At 39.4% G+C, this 19095-nt stretch carries 14 protein-coding genes; 5 read left to right on the forward strand and 9 right to left on the reverse strand.

Annotation, left to right across the window (positions count from 1 at the left end; genetic code table 11):
* Positions 1-22: 22 nt before the first annotated feature.
* From AC570I_RS17690 to AC570I_RS17715, 6 genes are all read right to left on the reverse strand, one after another.
* Positions 23-1558 (reverse strand): DUF5689 domain-containing protein, encoded by a 1536-nt coding sequence (locus tag AC570I_RS17690; RefSeq protein ID WP_497406524.1) that lies wholly within the window; start codon positions 1556-1558, stop codon positions 23-25.
* Between the two features lie 12 nt (positions 1559-1570).
* Positions 1571-3151: a SusD/RagB family nutrient-binding outer membrane lipoprotein gene (locus AC570I_RS17695; protein ID WP_497406525.1), complete on the reverse strand. Its 1581-nt coding sequence runs from the start codon at positions 3149-3151 to the stop codon at positions 1571-1573.
* 7 nt (positions 3152-3158) lie between these two features.
* Positions 3159-6647, reverse strand: coding sequence for a SusC/RagA family TonB-linked outer membrane protein (locus tag AC570I_RS17700; protein ID WP_497406526.1), 3489 nt, complete (start codon positions 6645-6647; stop codon positions 3159-3161).
* A 124-nt stretch (positions 6648-6771) separates the two neighbouring features.
* Complete coding sequence (locus tag AC570I_RS17705; RefSeq protein ID WP_497406527.1) at positions 6772-7770, reverse strand: FecR family protein; 999 nt, start codon at positions 7768-7770, stop codon at positions 6772-6774.
* Positions 7771-7888: 118 nt separating this feature from the next.
* Complete coding sequence (locus tag AC570I_RS17710; RefSeq protein ID WP_497406528.1) at positions 7889-8461, reverse strand: RNA polymerase sigma factor; 573 nt, start codon at positions 8459-8461, stop codon at positions 7889-7891.
* A gap of 79 nt (positions 8462-8540) precedes the next feature.
* Complete coding sequence (locus AC570I_RS17715; RefSeq protein WP_497406529.1) at positions 8541-9749, reverse strand: sterol desaturase family protein; 1209 nt, start codon at positions 9747-9749, stop codon at positions 8541-8543.
* Positions 9750-9913: 164 nt separating this feature from the next.
* On the opposite strand from AC570I_RS17715, the gene AC570I_RS17720 reads away from it, so the two are divergent.
* The 4 genes from AC570I_RS17720 to pgl all read left to right on the forward strand — a co-directional run bounded on the left by AC570I_RS17720 (position 9914) and on the right by pgl (position 14466).
* Positions 9914-10669, forward strand: coding sequence for an ROK family protein (locus AC570I_RS17720; RefSeq protein ID WP_047797814.1), 756 nt, complete (start codon positions 9914-9916; stop codon positions 10667-10669).
* 100 nt (positions 10670-10769) lie between these two features.
* Entirely contained in the window at positions 10770-12185 is a 1416-nt protein-coding gene (gene gnd, locus AC570I_RS17725; RefSeq protein WP_497406530.1) for an NADP-dependent phosphogluconate dehydrogenase, read from the forward strand.
* 31 nt (positions 12186-12216) lie between these two features.
* Entirely contained in the window at positions 12217-13731 is a 1515-nt protein-coding gene (gene zwf / locus AC570I_RS17730) for a glucose-6-phosphate dehydrogenase (RefSeq protein ID WP_047797816.1), read from the forward strand.
* A gap of 9 nt (positions 13732-13740) precedes the next feature.
* Entirely contained in the window at positions 13741-14466 is a 726-nt protein-coding gene (gene pgl / locus AC570I_RS17735) for a 6-phosphogluconolactonase (protein WP_497406531.1), read from the forward strand.
* A 379-nt stretch (positions 14467-14845) separates the two neighbouring features.
* Here pgl and AC570I_RS17740 read toward each other — a convergent pair whose 3' ends face one another.
* From AC570I_RS17740 to AC570I_RS17750, 3 genes are all read right to left on the reverse strand, one after another.
* Positions 14846-15727 (reverse strand): Ppx/GppA phosphatase family protein, encoded by an 882-nt coding sequence (locus tag AC570I_RS17740; protein WP_497406532.1) that lies wholly within the window; start codon positions 15725-15727, stop codon positions 14846-14848.
* Positions 15727-17787: a polyphosphate kinase 1 gene (gene ppk1, locus AC570I_RS17745; RefSeq protein WP_497406533.1), complete on the reverse strand. Its 2061-nt coding sequence runs from the start codon at positions 17785-17787 to the stop codon at positions 15727-15729. The genes AC570I_RS17740 and ppk1 overlap by 1 nt, the downstream gene beginning before the upstream one ends.
* A gap of 97 nt (positions 17788-17884) precedes the next feature.
* Positions 17885-18517 carry a hypothetical protein gene (locus AC570I_RS17750; protein WP_497406534.1) on the reverse strand — a complete coding sequence of 211 codons (633 nt, stop codon included), beginning with the start codon at positions 18515-18517 and terminating at the stop codon, positions 17885-17887.
* Between the two features lie 73 nt (positions 18518-18590).
* Here AC570I_RS17750 and AC570I_RS17755 point away from each other — a divergent pair, with 73 nt between their 5' ends.
* Positions 18591-19082, forward strand: coding sequence for a YajQ family cyclic di-GMP-binding protein (locus AC570I_RS17755; RefSeq protein WP_047797823.1), 492 nt, complete (start codon positions 18591-18593; stop codon positions 19080-19082).
* Positions 19083-19095: the final 13 nt, after the last annotated feature.

Consider the following 19095-nt stretch of genomic DNA (forward strand, 5'->3'; position numbering starts at 1 on the left):
AAATGGACTGCCTCTTTTAATTTTATTTATCAATTAAGGTTGTCACTCCGCCGGTTTCAATTGCGCTGAGCACGGACGTATTGGTCAATACAACACTGATCATTGTTCTTGCAGATTCCCAGCCGCCCTTCGAACCCCTATAGACACCGCCAAGCTTAGCAAAGCTTACTGCGGTAGGAAAACCTGCAAAACGTTTATCATTTCCGTTTGTACCTTTTCCATAATATTCTTGCGCAGCTGTGCCGGCATAAGTGCTAAACTTATCTGTTATGGTAATGCGGAAGCCATATTCTGGTGGGCCGGCTGTATAATAACTGCCATTTGGACCGCCATAAAAAATTACATCTAAAGGAACAGAGTTTGGGGTAATATTTATTCCCTCAAAGATAGCGATCCCTGCAACGTTACCGCTATTCGCTAATAAATTCCCGGTCACATCGCCGATACCATTTGCACCAGGCACGGTGGTGTAATTTACACTCGCTATCCATTTTGATGAAGGTATCACCGTTGATGCTGAACCGTTTATTCGTTGTCCGGCCCCACCAACGTAGAAAAACTCCCCTTTTTTCACCGTACCCGAAGTGAGGTTGAATTTATAGGTTCTTAATGCACCCGTATTCCATCCTAGTGTTGGGAAAGGTATGGCTCCTGCATTGTTATTGGTGTAGACCGAGAATGGGGTTGCTGAGAAGTCGATATCTTTTGTGGCTAAGAATTGAATATATTCATAATTACCATCTGCACCATTCGGATCGACGTGGAAACCGGAAATAATAGCCGGAGATAACTTAGGCATGGCTACGTAAAAGAAATCATTAATACTTCTCATGCGGTACTCTATTCTTTTTGAATTTCCATTCCCAGTAACGTAAACTATTCCTGTAAAGTTACCTGATGGTTGAATAGCAGTGTTAGCAAAGCTTGCGCCCGAACTTGTTCTTAGAGTGGCTACCCCAAAACCGTCGTTAACTATTTTGTCGCCAGAATATACCACATCACTAGCGGGCTCGGGGTCATAAACTGCATTATTAATGGCTACTAATGTACTCTCATATCGGTCTGGGTTAGCTAAAATAGCGCTGGTACTGGCAGCCTGTAATTTTATAATTCGGTTAGATGCCACTTTGGCTATAGCAGAAAGTGGCAATCCCGTGATTTGTAAAATTCCGTCTACCCGTTTCAATACTCCCCCTTCCAGTTTAATATGGACTGAATCTCCTGGAATGAAATTAGACGCAGCTGCTCCAAGATTAAACGAAATTCCCCGCAGAGAATCTGCTGTACCATTAATCCGGCTATTCTGTAATGCGATTAATCCAGTTACCGAATTACCAGATCTGAAATCTGATACCACTACTCCCCTAATAGATGTTGCACCTCCGATGGCATCTGCATTGAGGGGTAGATCTGATCCTTTATAATACCGTCTGAGGTCAAAGTTCGAAATGAAACCACTCTCCGAAAATTTATAAGGATAATCACTTTCCCGTTTACAACTGGTGTAAAAAGCAATAACTAATGCTAATGCAAGAAAATATTTAAATTTATTTTTCATTATAAATTGTGTTTAAGGTTTTTGCCACCACATCAATGTGTTTACATCATCAGGACCCTGAGCTGCCAGAACATTTTTGTAGTTAGTTGGGTTAGTTGATTGAGCCAGAATTGGATAATATAAACGAACTGGCATTTTTCCTCCGTTTAGTAAACTTGCACCCTTTGGAAGTAAAGGATGTCCTGTTCTTCTATATTCAAACCACTGTTGAAAGTCTACCAGAAATAGAGAGTAATATTTTTGCAGGTGGATCAGTTCTAGTTTGCTATTAGACCCCACCGCCTTATTATCCAGAGGTAACGCATTATTCCAGTTGAAGTCTCCTTTTAACGCATAATCACGCACAGCAGCATTGTCACCAGCGGCATATAAGCTTGGGATCCAGTAATTAATGCCATCTGCAATACCTTTGTAGTAATAAGTATCCCCGGTTCCATTGATCCATCCTCTTGCAGCAGCCTCAGCCAGTATAAAATCTACTTCAGATACAGTCATAATTACACCAGTATAAGGGTCGGTTTGAAGTGAGAGCGGGCTTCCCGACTGTGCATCAGAATAGAAGTACGCTTGTTTCGTTGGTGCTCCGCTACCGATTGGATAGGCACTTGGTATACCCACATATCCAGCAGCTCCTGCGGCAATACCCCATCTGTTTATGTTATTTCTTCCGTAAGCAGGATTTATTCGCGGATCAGCCCATGTAGTGAGGTTGTTAATAAAAAAATCAACAATTGCCGGCGTTCTAAAATCTGCTGGCCTTACACTTACCATGAACGGCGAGGAATAAAGCGCAGTGCTGCTGTTTGTACCATTCCATAGTATTTTCGCTGTGTGCGTGTTATTTTCCATTATAGGATATTTTGCCGGATTTGTATCCACAATCTCCTTGATCTTAGCTATTGCCTGTACACTGGCTTCTGCTTTTCCTGAAATGCGTAGTAACAACCGCAGATACATTGAATTTCCGAACCTACGCCATTTGGAAATATCCCCATTGAAAACCGGATCACTCTCAGCTACAATAGCTTGATTCACAGTAAGTAGTGTGTTGGCCTCTTCAAGCTTAGTTAATAGTGATGCATAAATGTCCTTTTGTTTATCGAAAGCAGGCTCAAGCAATCCGAACTTACCTTGATTAGCTTCTGTATACGGAACATCTCCATAGGTATCAGTCAGCAGTTGCATTGTCCACGCTTCCGCAATTCTGGAGATCCCCTGATAGGAGGTATTGATCGAAGTCGGATCACTCGCGATGGTATTTATATCTTTGATATTAGTCAGTTCCGAATACCAGGAATTCCACATCGCGTCAGATAATGCCCTTCTGATATCGTACCGATAAATCCTGCCTTCCAGCACTTCATCGACTGTTGAAACTGAAACCTGCATTAATTCATTGTTAATGCTTCTGTTACGGATTAAGTTTGCACTCAATACATTGGTTAACGTTGGTGCAAGCAGCTTATCTGCAGTCACGCTAGGTACACCAATCGGATCTGTATTGATCTTATCAAAGTCTTTCTTACAGGAAAAGAATGTTATCCCAATGATCAGTAAGAAAGCATGCTGTATAATATTGTTAGTCTTTTTCATATTATTATTAGTTAATGCCTACAACCAAACGTGCCCCAAAAGTTCTTGTGGATGGTAACTGTCCAACCTCAAAGCCCTGAACGATATCGCTTCCCGATATGGTGCCGAATTCTGGATCAAACGCAGGCCATGGCGACCACGTGAAGAGATTACGTCCATATACACCAATGGTTACACGACTTAATCCTAGGCTGGTAACAAGTCTTTTTGAGAGGGAATAATTCAAATTAGCTTCCCTGAATTTTAGAAAATCAGTTCTGAAGGTACTTCCTTCAGCATTCTGAGATCCGTACATCGCTTCGTAAAATGCGCCAACATCAGTTGCAACGGTAGTATTCGGACTATAAGTTACGCCGTCCGCATTTAACATTACACCCTCACCTATTAAGCCACCATACCTTCCTGGTAATGTTATTTTTAGTTTACCTAAACCAGCCATACGTGCGAATGTTAAAGAGTGCGCAACGGCACCAAGTTGTGCATCAAATAGAACATTTGCACTAAACCTCTTAATCGTTACGCCTGTTCCAAAGCTGAATCTGAATTTAGGCATCGTATTTCCGAGGTATTTTACCTGTGTTTGATCTACGATAGCCTTACCTGTGTTATCAAAAATGATTTGTCCGTCTGGAGAACGTTTTAAACCAAAACCATAAATATCACCTAAACTTCCACCAACATTCGCCACGATCTGGGTGCCTCCAAGTGCACCTGTGCGAAGAATAACTGAACTATCGGCCAATTCCTTGATGGTGTTTCTATTTGCTGAGAATGTTCCGTTAACAGTCCATTTAAATGACCTCGTTTGTATTGGTATTGCATTCAATGATAACTCGATACCTTTATTATCTACACGGCCGGCATTGAATATTGCGATAGAGTAACCGGTAGCACGATCAATTGAACGACTTAATATCTGATTTTTGGTGTTTCCTGTATAAGCCGCGAAATCAAAATTTAATCTGTTCTTAAATAATTTTAGCTCTGCACCTACCTCTATTGTTGTAGTGGATAGAGGCTTTAAGTTAATGTTTGGAAGTATGGTTGGATTTGTCATCGCTCCACCAGGATAAATTCCGTTTGCAGCTAGTGTATAATTATAGGCAGTACGGTAAGGTGTTGTTCCGCCACTACCTACTTGAGCAATTGATCCGCGTAATTTCAGGTAGCTGATTTGAGATGGAAGCTTCCAGAAATCTGAAGCAATAAATGATAAACTCGCCGACGGATAGAAGAACCCAACATTGTCAGTACGGAGAGGTGAAGCGAGAGTACTGTTCCAATCCTGTCTGCCAGTTAAATCCAAAAACAAGTAGTTTTTGAGCGATAAAGAAACCGTACCATATAAACTGTTAATATTGTACCTCGCAGTGTCTGGTACAGAGATCAGCGGGTTTTGATTATTATCAAGACTATATATACCCGGAACTACCAGGCCATCTGCCCGAAGTTCAGATTTGTAATACCTGTTTCTCAATTGGCTTCCACCAACTGTCGTAGATAGCTTGAAATCTTTGGTGATATCTTTGTTATACCTTAATAGGAAGTCGGCATTGATTTCGTAAGAGTTAATGTCCTGAACCCGATAAGAACCCTGCGCAAATTTAGCGCCGGCAGCATCCCATGGCCGGCGGGTTTCCCGGATATCGTGATTGAAATCAATTGAAGATCGTACCAATAAAGTTAGCTCATTGGTAAACTTGTAAGTTGCCTGGATATTCCCTAAAAGCCCGTTTCTCCTCTGTCCGTTCAAATATTGTTCTGAAATGGCATATGGACCCTCAGGAAAACTTGAGGTTAAATCTACAAACTTTCTTTGTTCCTGGCCGGCTACCCAATAGTCTTTAAACCAATCAAGATTCATGTTTGGATGAGCAAACATAAACCAGTACATCAATGATTGATTACCATAGCCTGTAGCAGGAAGGTTATCACTATGCCTGTTATTGTAGCTCGCCTTCATCACAATGTTTAGTTTCTTTGATACATTGCTGTTTGCTGATAGCGAAAGTGAAGTACGTTCCAGATTAGTATTGGGGATGATCCAGTCGTTATTACCATGGTTGGCTGTGAAACGCAAGCCAACTTTTCCTGCATTACCATCCAGACTTACAGAATTCGTGGTCTCAATTCCTGTTTTAAAGAATGCATCCAGTGCATTGGGATAGGCAACCCAAGGCGTACGGGTTGTACCACCTTTCTGCGTAGTAGGGTCGTATTGAAAAAACATACTGGAGCCATCAAACTTAGGCCCGTAAGTTGAACTTGTAGCACTATTACTTGCTCCATCCGCGCTTGCACCAAAAGAATAATAACTCGCTCCGCTTACTCCTGCACCATATTCCTGCTGAATATCCGGCCCCCGGTTGATTTCCTCGAAGGCAGTGTTGGAGGTGAAATTAATGCTGAACTTCTTTTTACTGCTGCCCGCTGACTTTGTGGTAATTACGATCGCACCGTTAGCGCCACGCTGTCCATAAAGTGCGGAGGCCGCGGGGCCTTTTAATACCGTAACATTCTCAATGTCATCTGGACTTAAATCATTAAGCGCGCTGCCAAAATCGGTTGGAAGAATATCGCCTGAGGTTCCATACACGCCCCCACCTGTTCCGGCTGTACGCTTAGCACTGCTACTGGCCACAACACCATCAATCACAATTAATGCCTCATTGTCGCCTGTTAGGTTGTTTTCCCCACGAAGAATAATTTTATTCGAAGCAGCTAGTCCACTATTGCGTACAAGATTTAACCCGGCAACTTTACCCGATAAGGCATCGGTCCAGTTTGTAGCTACAGCATTTGTAAAAGCTGAACTATCTAAGGTCGTAACGGCATATCCTAAAGCTCTCTCAGAACGCTTAATACCTAACGCGGTTACCACTACATCATCCAGTGAATTGTCTGATTGTTTGAGCTGAATATTCAACTTTAGCGTTGCACTTGTAGAAATAGTTACGTTCTGAATTTTACTTTTCTCATAGGAAATATAACTGGCTTCAATAGTATAGGTTCCTGAAGGAACAGTAATACTGAAATTACCATCGTTATTGGTTTGAGTAAGCTTGTTCAATTCAACAACCTTAACAGTTGCGGCCGGTATAGGTTGCTTATTTTCATCCAATACCTTCCCACTGATAATTCCTGAAGTTGCACTCCTGGCGATAATGAGTATACTCCCGCTTGCGTTAACCTTATAATCGAAAGGCGTATTTTTTAAAAGAAGACCGAAAACCTCTCCTACCGAGCGTTCCCTCCGGGCAACATAAACCTTTCTTTGATCATTTAGCTGCGTATTGTTGTAGCTTATACTACGGCCACTTAACTTCTCTATTTCTTCAAAAGCCTTCTTTAATGTAATTCCATCTGCTTCAAACAGAATTTTTTTGTCCGTCTGCGCATTTGCCAGTTGAACTTGCAGCAATACTATAGCAAGTATAATGGTGAGTTTTGATGAGTACTGATGGATAATTTTTAGCCACCTCGTATTAATTTTCATATTTTTACTAAGTTTTACTTTGTCGTTTTAAATGGAGTTTAACTCTTTAAAGGCCTGAAATGTGTCCAGCATTTCGGGTCTTTTGCTCTGGTAAGGTTTAATTCATGTTTGGTTTTTTAGGGTTTTAATAAATAGTTATCTTTTTTCCATAGATGCTGTATTTTGAATTTGATAACTGTGCAATCATATCCATCAGTTGTATTACCGAACATTTATCGAACTTTGTTGTAACTTTGATATTCTTTAAGGCTTGGTTTTTAAAAGTGATGTCTACATCATATTCACGCTCAATTACCCGCATAATTTCCGATAATGGCTGATCATAGAAAACTATTTTATATATGCGCCATGAATCAATTTCATCAGCATCCACATTTGCTTTCCTGATCGAGACTCCGTTATTTAATACGCTCAATTGCTCATTCGGCAAGAGGTAGGTTACATGTTTCGTTTTTCCCTGACTGAAAACCACACCTACTTTTCCCGTCTTCACAGTAATCTTTACTTTATCTGCATCTTTGTACGCATTAACATTGAAAGATGTTCCCAGTACCGAAGTGGCTACTTTTCCGCTGTAAACTACAAAGGGCTGCCCAGGCCTGTGCTGTACATCAAAAAATGCCTCGCCTTCCAGATAGACAATTCTCTTTCCTTTATCATAGTTTTCCGCATATTTTATTCTACTCTCACCATTTAGGTAGATATTCGAACCATCCGGCATGGTTACAAGGCGCTTTTGTCCCTTTGGATTATAGATTTCGTGAAATACAGTTGCTGTCTTTGTCTTTTGGTTTTGCAACTGAAAATAGGTGATACAAACAGAAAAAATCACAATAATAGCTGCCGCTATCAACATCCATCGATTAAACGATCGCGTTTTAACTGATGAAAATTCTTCAGGCTCCTGATGATTAGTTCTCTGCTGAATTTTAGCCCAGCTTTGCTGTTGTTTTAGTGGAGCATCAAAAAAGCTATCTGCAGCCTCATAAATTTTAACCACCTCCCTGAAAGTTTGCTGGTTCTCCCTGCTTTGATCTACCCACAACATTAAATCAGCAAGATCTTCGCTGCTGATATTCTTTTGGGTAAAGTCTTCAATTAATTTGTAATAATGTTTATCCATGTGATAGCGTTGTTCTAACACTAAGACAGGATTATGCCTACTGCTACGTAGCGAAAGCGGTTAAGATATTATTAAGAAAACGTTAACTGTTTTTTCAAAGGCTGGTCGTGCCTGGAAATTAAAGAGTAGAACTTTGGTTAGGACGGGAAATAAGTGTCCTTAGATTTTTAACCGCTTGATAAAGTAATGTTTCAACAGTCCTTATGGTGATACCCAATACTTCGGATATGGTACTCTTTTCGAACATTTCAAGGCGGCTCATTAGCAGCACCTCTTTCTGGCGCTCCGGTAATTGATGAATAAGGTCGATAATTTCTTTGTATGACTCACGGCTGCTCATCAATTCGAAAGGGTTCAGCCGTTCATCGGAAATAAGCAAGCTTTCTTCGTGATCATCAAGGCGGGAGGTGTCTAGTTTAACCCGATTAATTTCATTCAGTGCAGTATTTCTCGCTGAAACGAAGAGATAGTTCTTCAATGATTTAACATCGATCCTCGCACGTTTATCCCAGAGTTTGATAAACAAATCCGCAATAAGCTCTTCGGCCTTACTGTAATCATTTAAATAAATAGAAGTAAACTTGCATAGCTGACTATAGTACCGCTCAAAAAGCGTCTCCAGAGCACCCGCATCATCGCATTTTAATAAAGACATCAGGTCTTCATCACTCTTTTGAATATACTCCCTCATTTGTACGCAAATGTAACCCCGTAATATTATGCCAATGTTAAATCTATTTGGCGTTTAGGTTATGGAAGTATTAATTTTGTTAGGTTTGAAATACGTACCGCGTGTACATTTTACTGATTGAATACCAGCGTTCTAATAAAATAAGCATAGCTACGGGAAAAATCGTCAGCGAAATAGCATGATATAAATTGAATACATAGGCAGATATTAGTACGATACGGATAAATTCAAGGTAGTAAATCCATTTTCGTTGCTCCAGCAACGCACCAATATTTATCAGGGTAAGTAAGGCAAACAGAAGTGCCGCAATCCGATCTGCCGGCCCTATCGAACCAAATGACGCGGTTAGTAGGGTAAGCAAAGCCACCACCCCGATAAGCTGTACATTTAAATAAATCTTGAATCTGATTTTGCCAGACTTGTTTTGTTTGTTTTGAGCAAAACGACGCTCTAATATCGGCCGAATATTCTGATCCATTAATGCAGGACTGCCGAAAACTGCATTCCATTTTTCTTTAAATCCTTTCCCTCTGCGATATGCTTCAGCAATTTCAAGGTAATAGTGAAAATGCTGCCATAAAAAACTGTAACTCTTAATCGGATGCGTCAATCCGTAACTTGGTTTTTCTTCTTCCTGTTGAAATGTCCCGAATAATTTGTCCCAAAATACAAAAACATCACCATAGTTCTTATCAAGGTACTGCTCGTTCGATGCGTGATGCACCCCGTGCAATGATGGCGTAATAAATATATTTTCGAGCCAGCCCAGCTTACCAATCAACTGAGTATGCGTAAAAAAAGAATAAGCTCCGTGTACCAGCAAAATGGTAATAATCATATTGGGATGAAACCCAATCAACGGCAGCACACACCAGAAAACGTTCCTGAAAATGGCTTGAATAGTGGTAATTCTTGCAGCGGCAGTCAGGTTGAACTCTTCACTTTGATGGTGTACGATATGTGCCGCCCATAAAAAATTGATTTCGTGCCCTAATCTGTGATACCAGTACCATACAAAATCTGTGGTCAGTAAAAGCAAAATCCACACATACCACTTATTGCTGATATCTAACAATGCATATTCGTTATATACCCAGCGATACACCTGGTAAAAACTCGCTGCTATAAAGAGATTAAGCAACCGTTCTGCAATACCAACGCTAAAATTTGCAATGGAACTTTCATATTTAAAAATCCCACTCCTATTTTTATATTTGGCTATTTTGAATTCTATGTATACAAATATAAAGAAAGCAGGAATTGCAAAAGCCAGATAGTTGATAGTCATATATTGTCAGTGTTTTAAAATTTAAACGCTGTAAACTTAAAAATATTCTACTAAATATGTAGACATTGTATATTATTTATTTACATATAAATTACTTCCATCACCAATTTATATTTGTTGTTTAGAATTATTTGCAGAACTTCGGCACACACAATTTAACAACCATGGCGACTAAAACACAAGCTGGGAATAACATCCTCTCCATTGATATCGGCGGTACAAGCATAAAATCGGTTCTTTTAGATGAAGGAGGCAACATGCTTAATGAATATGTAAAAACCAAAACGCCAGCCGAAGCAACACCAAAGGATATTGTAAATGGTATTGTCGAATTGGTGAAGCCTTTTCCTGATACGTATAATAGGGTATCCATAGGATTTCCCGGTTACGTGAAAAACGGAATCGTTAAAACCGCTCCTAATCTTGCTAAAAACAAATGGGCAGATGTCGACCTCGCGCAACGCGTTGCTAATGCACTAATGAAACCTGTCAGACTAGTTAACGATGCAGATCAGCAGGGGCTTGGCGTGGTTGAAGGTAAAGGTTTTGAAATTATGTTTACCGTTGGTACAGGCTTCGGGACCGCGTTATTATTTGATGGCGACTTACTTCCTCACCTGGAACTAGCCCATTTTCCCATTAATAAAGAAGAAGATTACGACGATTATATAGGCAACCGCGCATTTGAAAAACATGGTAGCGAGCGCTGGAATAAACGGCTGAAAAAAGTAATTGAAATCTATAAAACGGTGTTTAATTACGATACCCTTTATATCGGCGGTGGCAACTCGAAACAGATTGATTTTAAACTTGAAAGCAATATTAAACTGGTTACCAACCGCGATGGAATCAAAGGCGGTGCTAAGCTTTGGAAACTGGCAGATAAGTATAATATCTTCACTATAAATCCAGAAGTGTAATTTGTACACTATCAAACAGGATTTATTGCATTCATTTAACATCAATGCATAAAATATTGATTTGTAAACCCTAATTTTGACTATATAATAATAATGAAAAATGGCAAGTAACGATTTAAAAAAATATAAATTGGGAATGATCGGTTTAGGCACAATGGGCCGGAACCTTTTATTAAACATGGCTGATAAAGGCTTTTCTGTTACAGGTTACGATAAGGATCAGAAAATGATCGCTAAACTTGAAGAAGAAGGAAAAGAACATAACCTGGAAGGATTTGGTGACATTGAGAAATTTATCGATAGCTTACAAACTCCACGAACGTTAATCCTGTTAGTTCCAGCCGGACCAATTGTAGATAGCGTTATTGCTGAATTGAAACCACTTTTGAGCAAGGGTGATATCATTATCGACAGTGGGAATTCTCACTTTACAGATACCAACCGTCGTGTTGACGAGCTAGAAAAAGATGGCTTACACTTCTTTGGAATGGGTATTTCTGGTGGTGAGGAAGGTGCCCGATTTGGCCCTAGTATGATGCCCGGTGGAGATAAACAAGCTTATAATGTAGTAAAAGAAGTTTTTGATGCCGTAGCTGCCAAAGTTGGTACCGATCCTTGTGTAACATACATCGGTCCGGGCGCTTCTGGTCACTTTGTTAAAATGGTACACAATGGTATCGAATACGCCATTATGGAACTCCTTGCCGAAGCATATGGTATTCTTAAAAACGGATTAGGTTACTCAAATCAGGATATCTATAAAGTATTTAAAAAATGGAATGAAGGCCGTTTGCAATCATTCTTGCTGGAGATTACCGCAGAAATCTTTTTAGTTAAAGACACAGAAACTGAAAGTGATCTATTGGATGTCATCAAAGATGAAGCACGTTCAAAAGGAACAGGGAAATGGACTTCTGAAGTGTCTATGGAACTTCAGTTGCCGATACCTACCATTAATGAAGCGGTTTCCAATCGCGACTTATCTAAATTCAAAAAACTAAGGGTTTCTTTAGAAGAAGGATTTGGCAAAAAAGACACGAAAATCGATGTTACAGTGGCTGAGTTGGAAGATGCTTTCTATTTTTCAATGATCAGTGCATATGCGCAAGGTTTACACTTGCTAGTACAAGCGTCAAAAGAGTACCAATACGATTTGAAACTCGACGAGATCGCAAAAATATGGAGAGGCGGATGTATCATCAGAGCAACATTCCTGGCTGACATTTACAAAGCATATGGCAAAGATAATTCCTTAGAGCATTTATTTGCAGATGCCGGCATTCAGGAGATCATCAAAGGTACATTGGCGGGAACGCGTAAAACTGTTTCTGCATGCATTAATTCAGGCCTGGGTATTCCCGCGTTTGCCTCTACCCTTACCTATTTTGATACCATTTCCACAGGTAGAATGCCATCCAATTTAATACAGGCACAGAGAGATTTCTTTGGTGCACATACGTTTGAACGTATTGATAAAGACGGCGTGTTCCATGCAGACTGGAACAAACTATCATAATTCACAAAAGACTCACGAAGCTTTACATAAAATGAAAACCAAAACCGCATTAAATCCTACAATATTTGTAATATTTGGAGGTACAGGTGATTTAAATAAAAGAAAACTCGCACCTGCACTTTACAACCTGTTTATTGAAGGTTATATGCCAGATAAGTTCGCCATCATTGGTACCGGCAGAACTGAATTTACTGACGATAGTTACAAAACAGCTTTAGAAGAGGCTGTTAATCAGTTTTCCAGATCGGGAAAGGTTAAAAAAGAAAAGTGGGAAGATTTTGGAAACACCATTCACTATTGCCCTACCGATTTCGCACAACCTAAAACATTTGAAAACTTAAAGGCTGCTGTAGAAAAATACCAAAAAGAATATGGAGCTGGTACACAGGTAATATTCTATTTGGCTGTTGCACCTAATTTTTTCCCGATTATCGCCGAATGCCTGCAAAAATACAAACTTACGCAAGATGAAGATAACAGCCGTATTGTAATTGAAAAACCTTTCGGTCATGATCTTGAATCTGCTAAGGAATTAAATGCTTTATTAAGCACCATCTTCACTGAGAAACAGATTTACCGTATAGATCATTATTTGGGCAAAGAAACGGTACAAAATATGATGGCTTTCCGCTTTGCCAACGCATTGTTTGAACCCCTTTGGAACAGGTCGTACATTGATCATGTGCAAATATCTGTAACCGAACAATTGGGTGTACAGGATCGTGGAGGATACTATGAAGGTTCAGGTGCCTTGAGAGATATGATCCAGAATCACCTGCTGCAATTGCTTTGCCTTATTGGTATGGAAGCACCAATTAATTTTGATGCCGATGAAATCAGAAACCGAAAAGTAGAAGTTTTAAAAGCAATGCGTCCTTTCTCTGCCGAAGATATTCGTTTTCATACTGTCCGCGGCCAATACAGCAAAGGCTGGGTAGAAGGAAAAGAGGTTCCAGGTTACCGTCAGGAAAAAGGCGTCGATCCACATTCCAATACGGAAACTTTCGCTGCAGTTAAATTCCATATTGATAACTGGAGATGGCAAGGTATCCCGTTTTATCTAAGAACAGGTAAACGACTTAACCAAACATCATCTTTAATCACTGTTCAGTTCAGAGATGTTCCACACCAGATATTTTCATCAGGTGTTACTGAAAACTGGCAACAAAATCGTCTGGTAATCAGTATCCAGCCAGAAATGAGTATCCGTCTGCAAGTTCAGGCAAAGAGGCCAGGCCTAGATATGGTATTAAACCCAGTTGATATGGTATTTGATTATAAAGGAACTTATGAAGGTGATACCCCGGAAGCTTACGAAACTTTATTATTGGATGCCATGATGGGTGATCAGACTTTATTCATGCGTGGGGATCAGGTAGAAGCGGCGTGGGAACTTGTAATGCCAATTTTAAACACATGGGAGAGCAAAAAATCCATTAATTTCCCTAATTACCCTGCAGATAGCTGGGGACCTGAAGAAGCGGAAGCACTAATTGCGAGAGATGGTTTCCATTGGTTTAACTTACCCTTAAAAAACAAAGATTAGTAACAAATCATGAATTTATTAATATACAAAACCCTCGAAGAGCTTAACCAGGATCTGGCCGATTACGTGATCAAGATTGCGGAGATGTCAATCGAAGAAAACGATCGCTTCAATTTTGTACTCACTGGAGGAAGCTCACCAAAAGCATTATACCACTACCTGGCTACTGAATGCCAGCACCGCATAGATTGGGAAAAAGTTTATTTCTTTTTCGGAGATGAACGTAACGTTCCTGCCGATCATAAAGACTACAATGGCCTGATGGCAAAAACCACCCTTCTTGATCCACTTGCTATCAAAGAAGATCATATCTTTTATGTAAACACTTCAATGTCTCCGGAAAAGGCAGCAATTGAATATAAAAAAAATATTGATACGCATTTCAAAGGTGAAGATCCGTCCTTCGATTTAATTCTTTTAGGCATGGGTGATGATGCGCATACCGCTTCAATTTTCCCTAATAACACGTTGGTTAAGGACGAAGAGGTTAATATCGCGTCTGTATACGTTGAGAAACTGGATACGTACCGCATCAGCTTTACCGCTCCCTTGATCAATAAAGCTGATCATGTTGCGTTTCTTGTATTTGGTGAGAACAAAGCAGAAGCCATTAAGCATGTGGTGGGTGATGCCGAAAAAAACTTCGATTTATACCCTTCTCAGTTAATTGATCCAATTGATGGCAAGCTTACTTTCTTTGTAGATGAGAAAGCAACTTCCCTTCTGAAAGGATAAAAAATATTTCTTAGGCTACAATTGGTGTGCATGTTCCATTTGGAGCCTAAGATATTTTCTTTGATATAACTTTGTCCGTTTTCCCTATATTTGAATCTGAAAGTAACCGGACCGTTAGAAGAATTACTCGAAGTATTCTTCCAACACCTCTACCAGCTTACTCTTTTTCATCTGTACGGACACCCTATAGGTTTTGTTCTTTTCATCATAAGTCTCAGATAACACCTCTACTACTTTTAAACCCAATTAGCTATTCTAGCTGAAATCCACCTCCTATCTACGTCCTGTCTACCTCCTATCTACACAAAACCCTACTTAGCTTCGCACAAATCCCGGATAACAATCTGAAATAAATGCAATGGATTATTCATTACTGAGCTTAGTCTAGCGTCTCCTCAATCAATAATTTAATAATCCCGTCTACCATCCCAACCTTAGGCACGTAAATCTGTTTAATTCCGGTCCACTTCATTAAGGTCAAATAGATCTCACTTGCAGGAATAATTACATCTGCACGATCGGTATTCAAGCCTAAAATATTAATTCTTTCTTTCAAAGAAAAACTGGTAAGCTTATTATATAATGCATTAAGCTTTTGTAAAGAAAGTGGAGCACCATCTTTTTCTTCACTCATGCGGAATAATTTATTAATGTTCCCTCCCGTACCAATTGCTGCTAAATGTTTATAGTGTTTGGTGTGTTCCTTAACCCATTCTCTCATTTCGTCCCACGTTTCTTCCTTATCCTGGTTGTCCAGCATCCTGATGGTTCCGATATTAAATGATCTTGAGGCCTCTGGAGTACCTTTTACGAAAACAGAAAGCTCAGTACTGCCCCCACCTACATCGATATATAGATAAGTCTTGTTCTCGTCCAGTTCGGCTTCAATGTGATTTGCGTAAATGATATTAGCTTCACGTTGGCCTTCTATAATTTCCAACTTTAGGTTAGCTTGTTCTTCAATTTGCTTTACAATATCCAGTCCGTTACCGGCCTCACGCATCGCAGAAGTTGCACACGCCAGATACTCGGAAACATGGTAAACATCCATTAGATGCTTGAATGCCTGCATCGTCTTGATCAGGTCGCCAGCCTTCTTCTCAGAAATATGGTGATCCAGAAAAGCATCATCGCCGAGCCTTAGCGGTACACGAATTAAAGTATTTTTTTTGTATTTGTATTCTCCGTCTTGTTTGCTGATATCGGCAATGAGTAATCTTACTGCATTAGAACCGACATCTACAGCTGCGTATCTCAACATTAGGACTGGTGCTTGGTTTTTAAATAATTGTAAATATCTACCTGGGCTCTTATTTTTTTACTTTGCCTGTTTTTATGGTATTTATTGCTGTTGGTGGCATTGATCTGCCGGGATTTGGTATTATCCTGAAGTTGGAGGTCTATCATATCCTGTATTTCCTGCTTTACTTCAGGATCAAGTACAGGGAAACCCACTTCAACTCTGTGCTCAAAGTTTCTGCTCATCAAATCAGCAGAAGATAAATACATGTCGTTTTTCCCGTTATTACTGAAAATATAAACACGGGCGTGTTCTAAAAACTTATCAATGATACTAATGGCAGTGATGTTTTCACTAAAGCCTTTAATTCCGGGAACCAAACAACAGATGCCTCGGATAATCAGCTGAATTTTTACGCCGGCATTGCTTGCATCATATAACTTGCTGATAATTCCCTCGTCGGCCAAACTGTTTACTTTAAGCATGATATAGGCAATTTTTCCTGCCTTGGCATTTCTAATTTCCCTATTAATGAAGTTGATCAGTTTTGACCTGCTCTCTAATGGAGAGACTATCAGGTGCTTAAATCCTTTGGTGACAGTTCGTTTAGAAAGCGCCTCAAAAAGTTTTACCAGATCATTGGTAATTTCTTTCTTTGCAGTAAAAATACTATGATCACAATATAAACCGGCAGTTTTTTCGTTGAAATTCCCCGTCGCAAGATTGGCATAATAAACTGGTTTGTCTTTCTCAATCCGCTTAACTAAACAAATTTTAGAATGAACCTTGTAATCTGTCAAGCCATAGTTTACTTTTACGCCCTCCTCCATCAATCTTGTAGTCCAGAAAATATTGGCCTGTTCATCGAACCGCGCCTTTAACTCCACTAAAACAGATACAGATTTTCCATTCTTTGCAGCATTGATCAAGGCATTGATTACTTTCGAGTTTTCAGCAAGCCGGTATAGCGTAATCTGAATTTCAACAACCTTGGGGTCTATTGCTGCTTCGCGAAGAAACAAAATAATATAGTCGTAAGATTGATAGGGTAAGTTTACCAGATAATCTTTTTTGGCTATCTTGGCAAAAACGCTTTCTGTTCTGTGTAAGCCATGTACCTTCAAAGGAACATTAGGCATGTACTCAAGTTCCTTTTTGCCAACGTTCGGGAAAGCAATAAAATCTCCAAATTTGTGATACCTGTTTCCAGGAATTAAACTCTCTGCTTCCAGTTTTAATTTATTAACCAGTACCGTAAGCATGTTTAGTGGCATAGCCGAATCATACAATAAACGCATAGGTTTACCCTTTTTACGTTTCTCGAGGCTGCTCTTTAAATCCTCTATAAATTTGTCGTTGATATTTTTATCAATGTCCAGTTCAGCATCACGCGTAAGCTGAATCGAATAGGCTTCCAGACTATCATAGGTAAACACATAAAAGATATCGTCCAGGCAATAACGGATAATGTCCTCGGCAAGAATAATAAATTTTAGATCGTTTGTTTCGGGCAATACCAGAAACCTGGGTAGATTTGGTGGAATTTCTATAAGTGCATATTTCTCTCTAACCCTGCTCTCATTTTTCGATAGCTTCACAAAAAAATATAGATATCTGTCCTTTAATTCCGGAAATGGCCTGTCCATATCCAGCATAATGGGTACGAGATTGGACAAAATTTTATCCCGGAAATGATTCTTTACAAACTCCCCCCTGCTTACGTTAAGTTGTGTATCGTTTAAAATGAAGATTCTGTTCTGGGCCAGTTCATTAATTAATGTAGCCTGAAATAATTGATCGAATTTACGTTCCTGCTTTACGACAATGTTCTTTATCTCGTTAAGGATTTTTTTCGGGTTGAAACCCAGAAGGGCTTTCGCTTTATCATTGAGGTTGGTTAGCCGGGTAATCGTTGCTACACGCACCCTGTAAAACTCTTCTAAATTGGAGGAGAAAATTGATAAAAACTTTATTCGCTCGATAAGCGGCACAGTTTCATCTGCCGCCTCCTGCAACACTCTGTCGTTAAAATATAACCAGCTTATCTCCCGGTTAAAAAAAGGGATTTTCTCTTTGCTCATGTAAAAAATAAAAAATCCCTGCTAAGCAGGGATGCTCAAAACTGCACATTAATTTGTTAAATAAATGTTAATTCATTCGCCCATTAACGTTAACAAATTACTTTTTTACCCTGCTTTTCGCAACTTCTTTAACAGCAGTTTTTGGTTCCCTGATTGTTTCTTCATCGTTTTCCGTAATTTCAACAGCTTTTGTAGATGCCTTCTTTTTAGCAGGTGTTGAATTCTTTGTTGCCTGTGCCACTTCAGTCCCCTTCTTAATCAATGGTGTTGATGTGGAGTCAGCAGCCTCAGCAGCTTTGTCTTTTACTGCTAATGCTGTTTTTGTAATAGCTTCCACTACTTTTTCTTCCGAGGCAATAGCTGCAACCTTGACACTTTGTATAACAGGTTTCGCTTTTGAAACCGCTTTTTTAACTACCTTTTCGGCTGTCTTTTCTGCTTTGCTCGTTTTACTTTTTAATTCCTGCTTTGCAGTTTCTGCTTTCTCCTTTGAAGAATGAAGCAAGTCATCGATTTTGTTTCCAACGTCTGATTTGATGATAGTAAACTTTTTGGTCAGTTTTTTTGCAACACGTTTACTGGCTTCTGCCACTTCTGTAGTTATTTCTGAAACATCATGTCCTAAACTCTTTACCACATCCAGAAACTGTGCGGTTAAAGACTGCTCTAGTTGTTTTTTGACATCTTTTTTTGTTACTTTTTTTTGAGACTTCGCTTTAGTGGTTTTCATATTATTTTTCGTTTTTTTGTGTGATAGGTTTAGAAGTACTAAATCTACTTATTTTAATTTTAAAGCTAAAACCATGCCTTCCTTCGATATTGTGAGTAAAGTTGATGCGCAAACGCTAGACAATGCGATTAACAATGCAAAAAAAGAAATCTTGAACCGATTTGATTTTAACGGATCGAAAAGTACAATCGATTTGGATAAGAAAACAAATGTTGTAACCATTGTTACTGAAGATGATATGCGGCTAAAGGCTATCGAAGGTTCCATTATTTCCAGAATGATGAAACAAAACTTAGACCCTAAAAGTTTGGATTTTGGGAAAGAGAATATTGCATCCGGTAACATGATCCGAAAAGAGATTTCCATAAAAGAAGGTCTTGATAAAGAAGCCTCTAAAAAGGTAGTAGCAAAAATTAAAGCAAGCGGTTTGAAAGTTCAACCTTCAATTATGGATGATCAGGTTCGTGTAACTGCAAAAAAAATTGATGATCTGCAAGCGGTCATTAACCTTTGCAGGTCTGAAGATTTTGGTCAGCCTTTGCAATTTATTAATATGCGAAACTAGTATCCCAAAGCTT

It is taken from the genome of Pedobacter sp. A2324, assembly GCF_059693705.1.

Excerpts from the sequence above, each read along its gene's own strand:
- AC570I_RS17690 (WP_497406524.1), bottom strand. The coding sequence starts at position 1,558 with ATGAAAAATAAATTTAAATATTTTCTTGCATTAGCATTAGTTATTGCT.
- AC570I_RS17695 (WP_497406525.1), bottom strand. The coding sequence starts at position 3,151 with ATGAAAAAGACTAACAATATTATACAGCATGCTTTCTTACTGATCATT.
- AC570I_RS17700 (WP_497406526.1), bottom strand. The coding sequence starts at position 6,647 with ATGAAAATTAATACGAGGTGGCTAAAAATTATCCATCAGTACTCATCA.
- AC570I_RS17705 (WP_497406527.1), bottom strand. The coding sequence starts at position 7,770 with ATGGATAAACATTATTACAAATTAATTGAAGACTTTACCCAAAAGAAT.
- AC570I_RS17710 (WP_497406528.1), bottom strand. The coding sequence starts at position 8,461 with ATGAGGGAGTATATTCAAAAGAGTGATGAAGACCTGATGTCTTTATTA.
- AC570I_RS17715 (WP_497406529.1), bottom strand. The coding sequence starts at position 9,749 with ATGACTATCAACTATCTGGCTTTTGCAATTCCTGCTTTCTTTATATTT.
- AC570I_RS17720 (WP_047797814.1), top strand. The coding sequence starts at position 9,914 with ATGGCGACTAAAACACAAGCTGGGAATAACATCCTCTCCATTGATATC.
- gnd (WP_497406530.1), top strand. The coding sequence starts at position 10,770 with ATGGCAAGTAACGATTTAAAAAAATATAAATTGGGAATGATCGGTTTA.
- zwf (WP_047797816.1), top strand. The coding sequence starts at position 12,217 with ATGAAAACCAAAACCGCATTAAATCCTACAATATTTGTAATATTTGGA.
- pgl (WP_497406531.1), top strand. The coding sequence starts at position 13,741 with ATGAATTTATTAATATACAAAACCCTCGAAGAGCTTAACCAGGATCTG.
- AC570I_RS17740 (WP_497406532.1), bottom strand. The coding sequence starts at position 15,727 with ATGTTGAGATACGCAGCTGTAGATGTCGGTTCTAATGCAGTAAGATTA.
- ppk1 (WP_497406533.1), bottom strand. The coding sequence starts at position 17,787 with ATGAGCAAAGAGAAAATCCCTTTTTTTAACCGGGAGATAAGCTGGTTA.
- AC570I_RS17750 (WP_497406534.1), bottom strand. The coding sequence starts at position 18,517 with ATGAAAACCACTAAAGCGAAGTCTCAAAAAAAAGTAACAAAAAAAGAT.
- AC570I_RS17755 (WP_047797823.1), top strand. The coding sequence starts at position 18,591 with ATGCCTTCCTTCGATATTGTGAGTAAAGTTGATGCGCAAACGCTAGAC.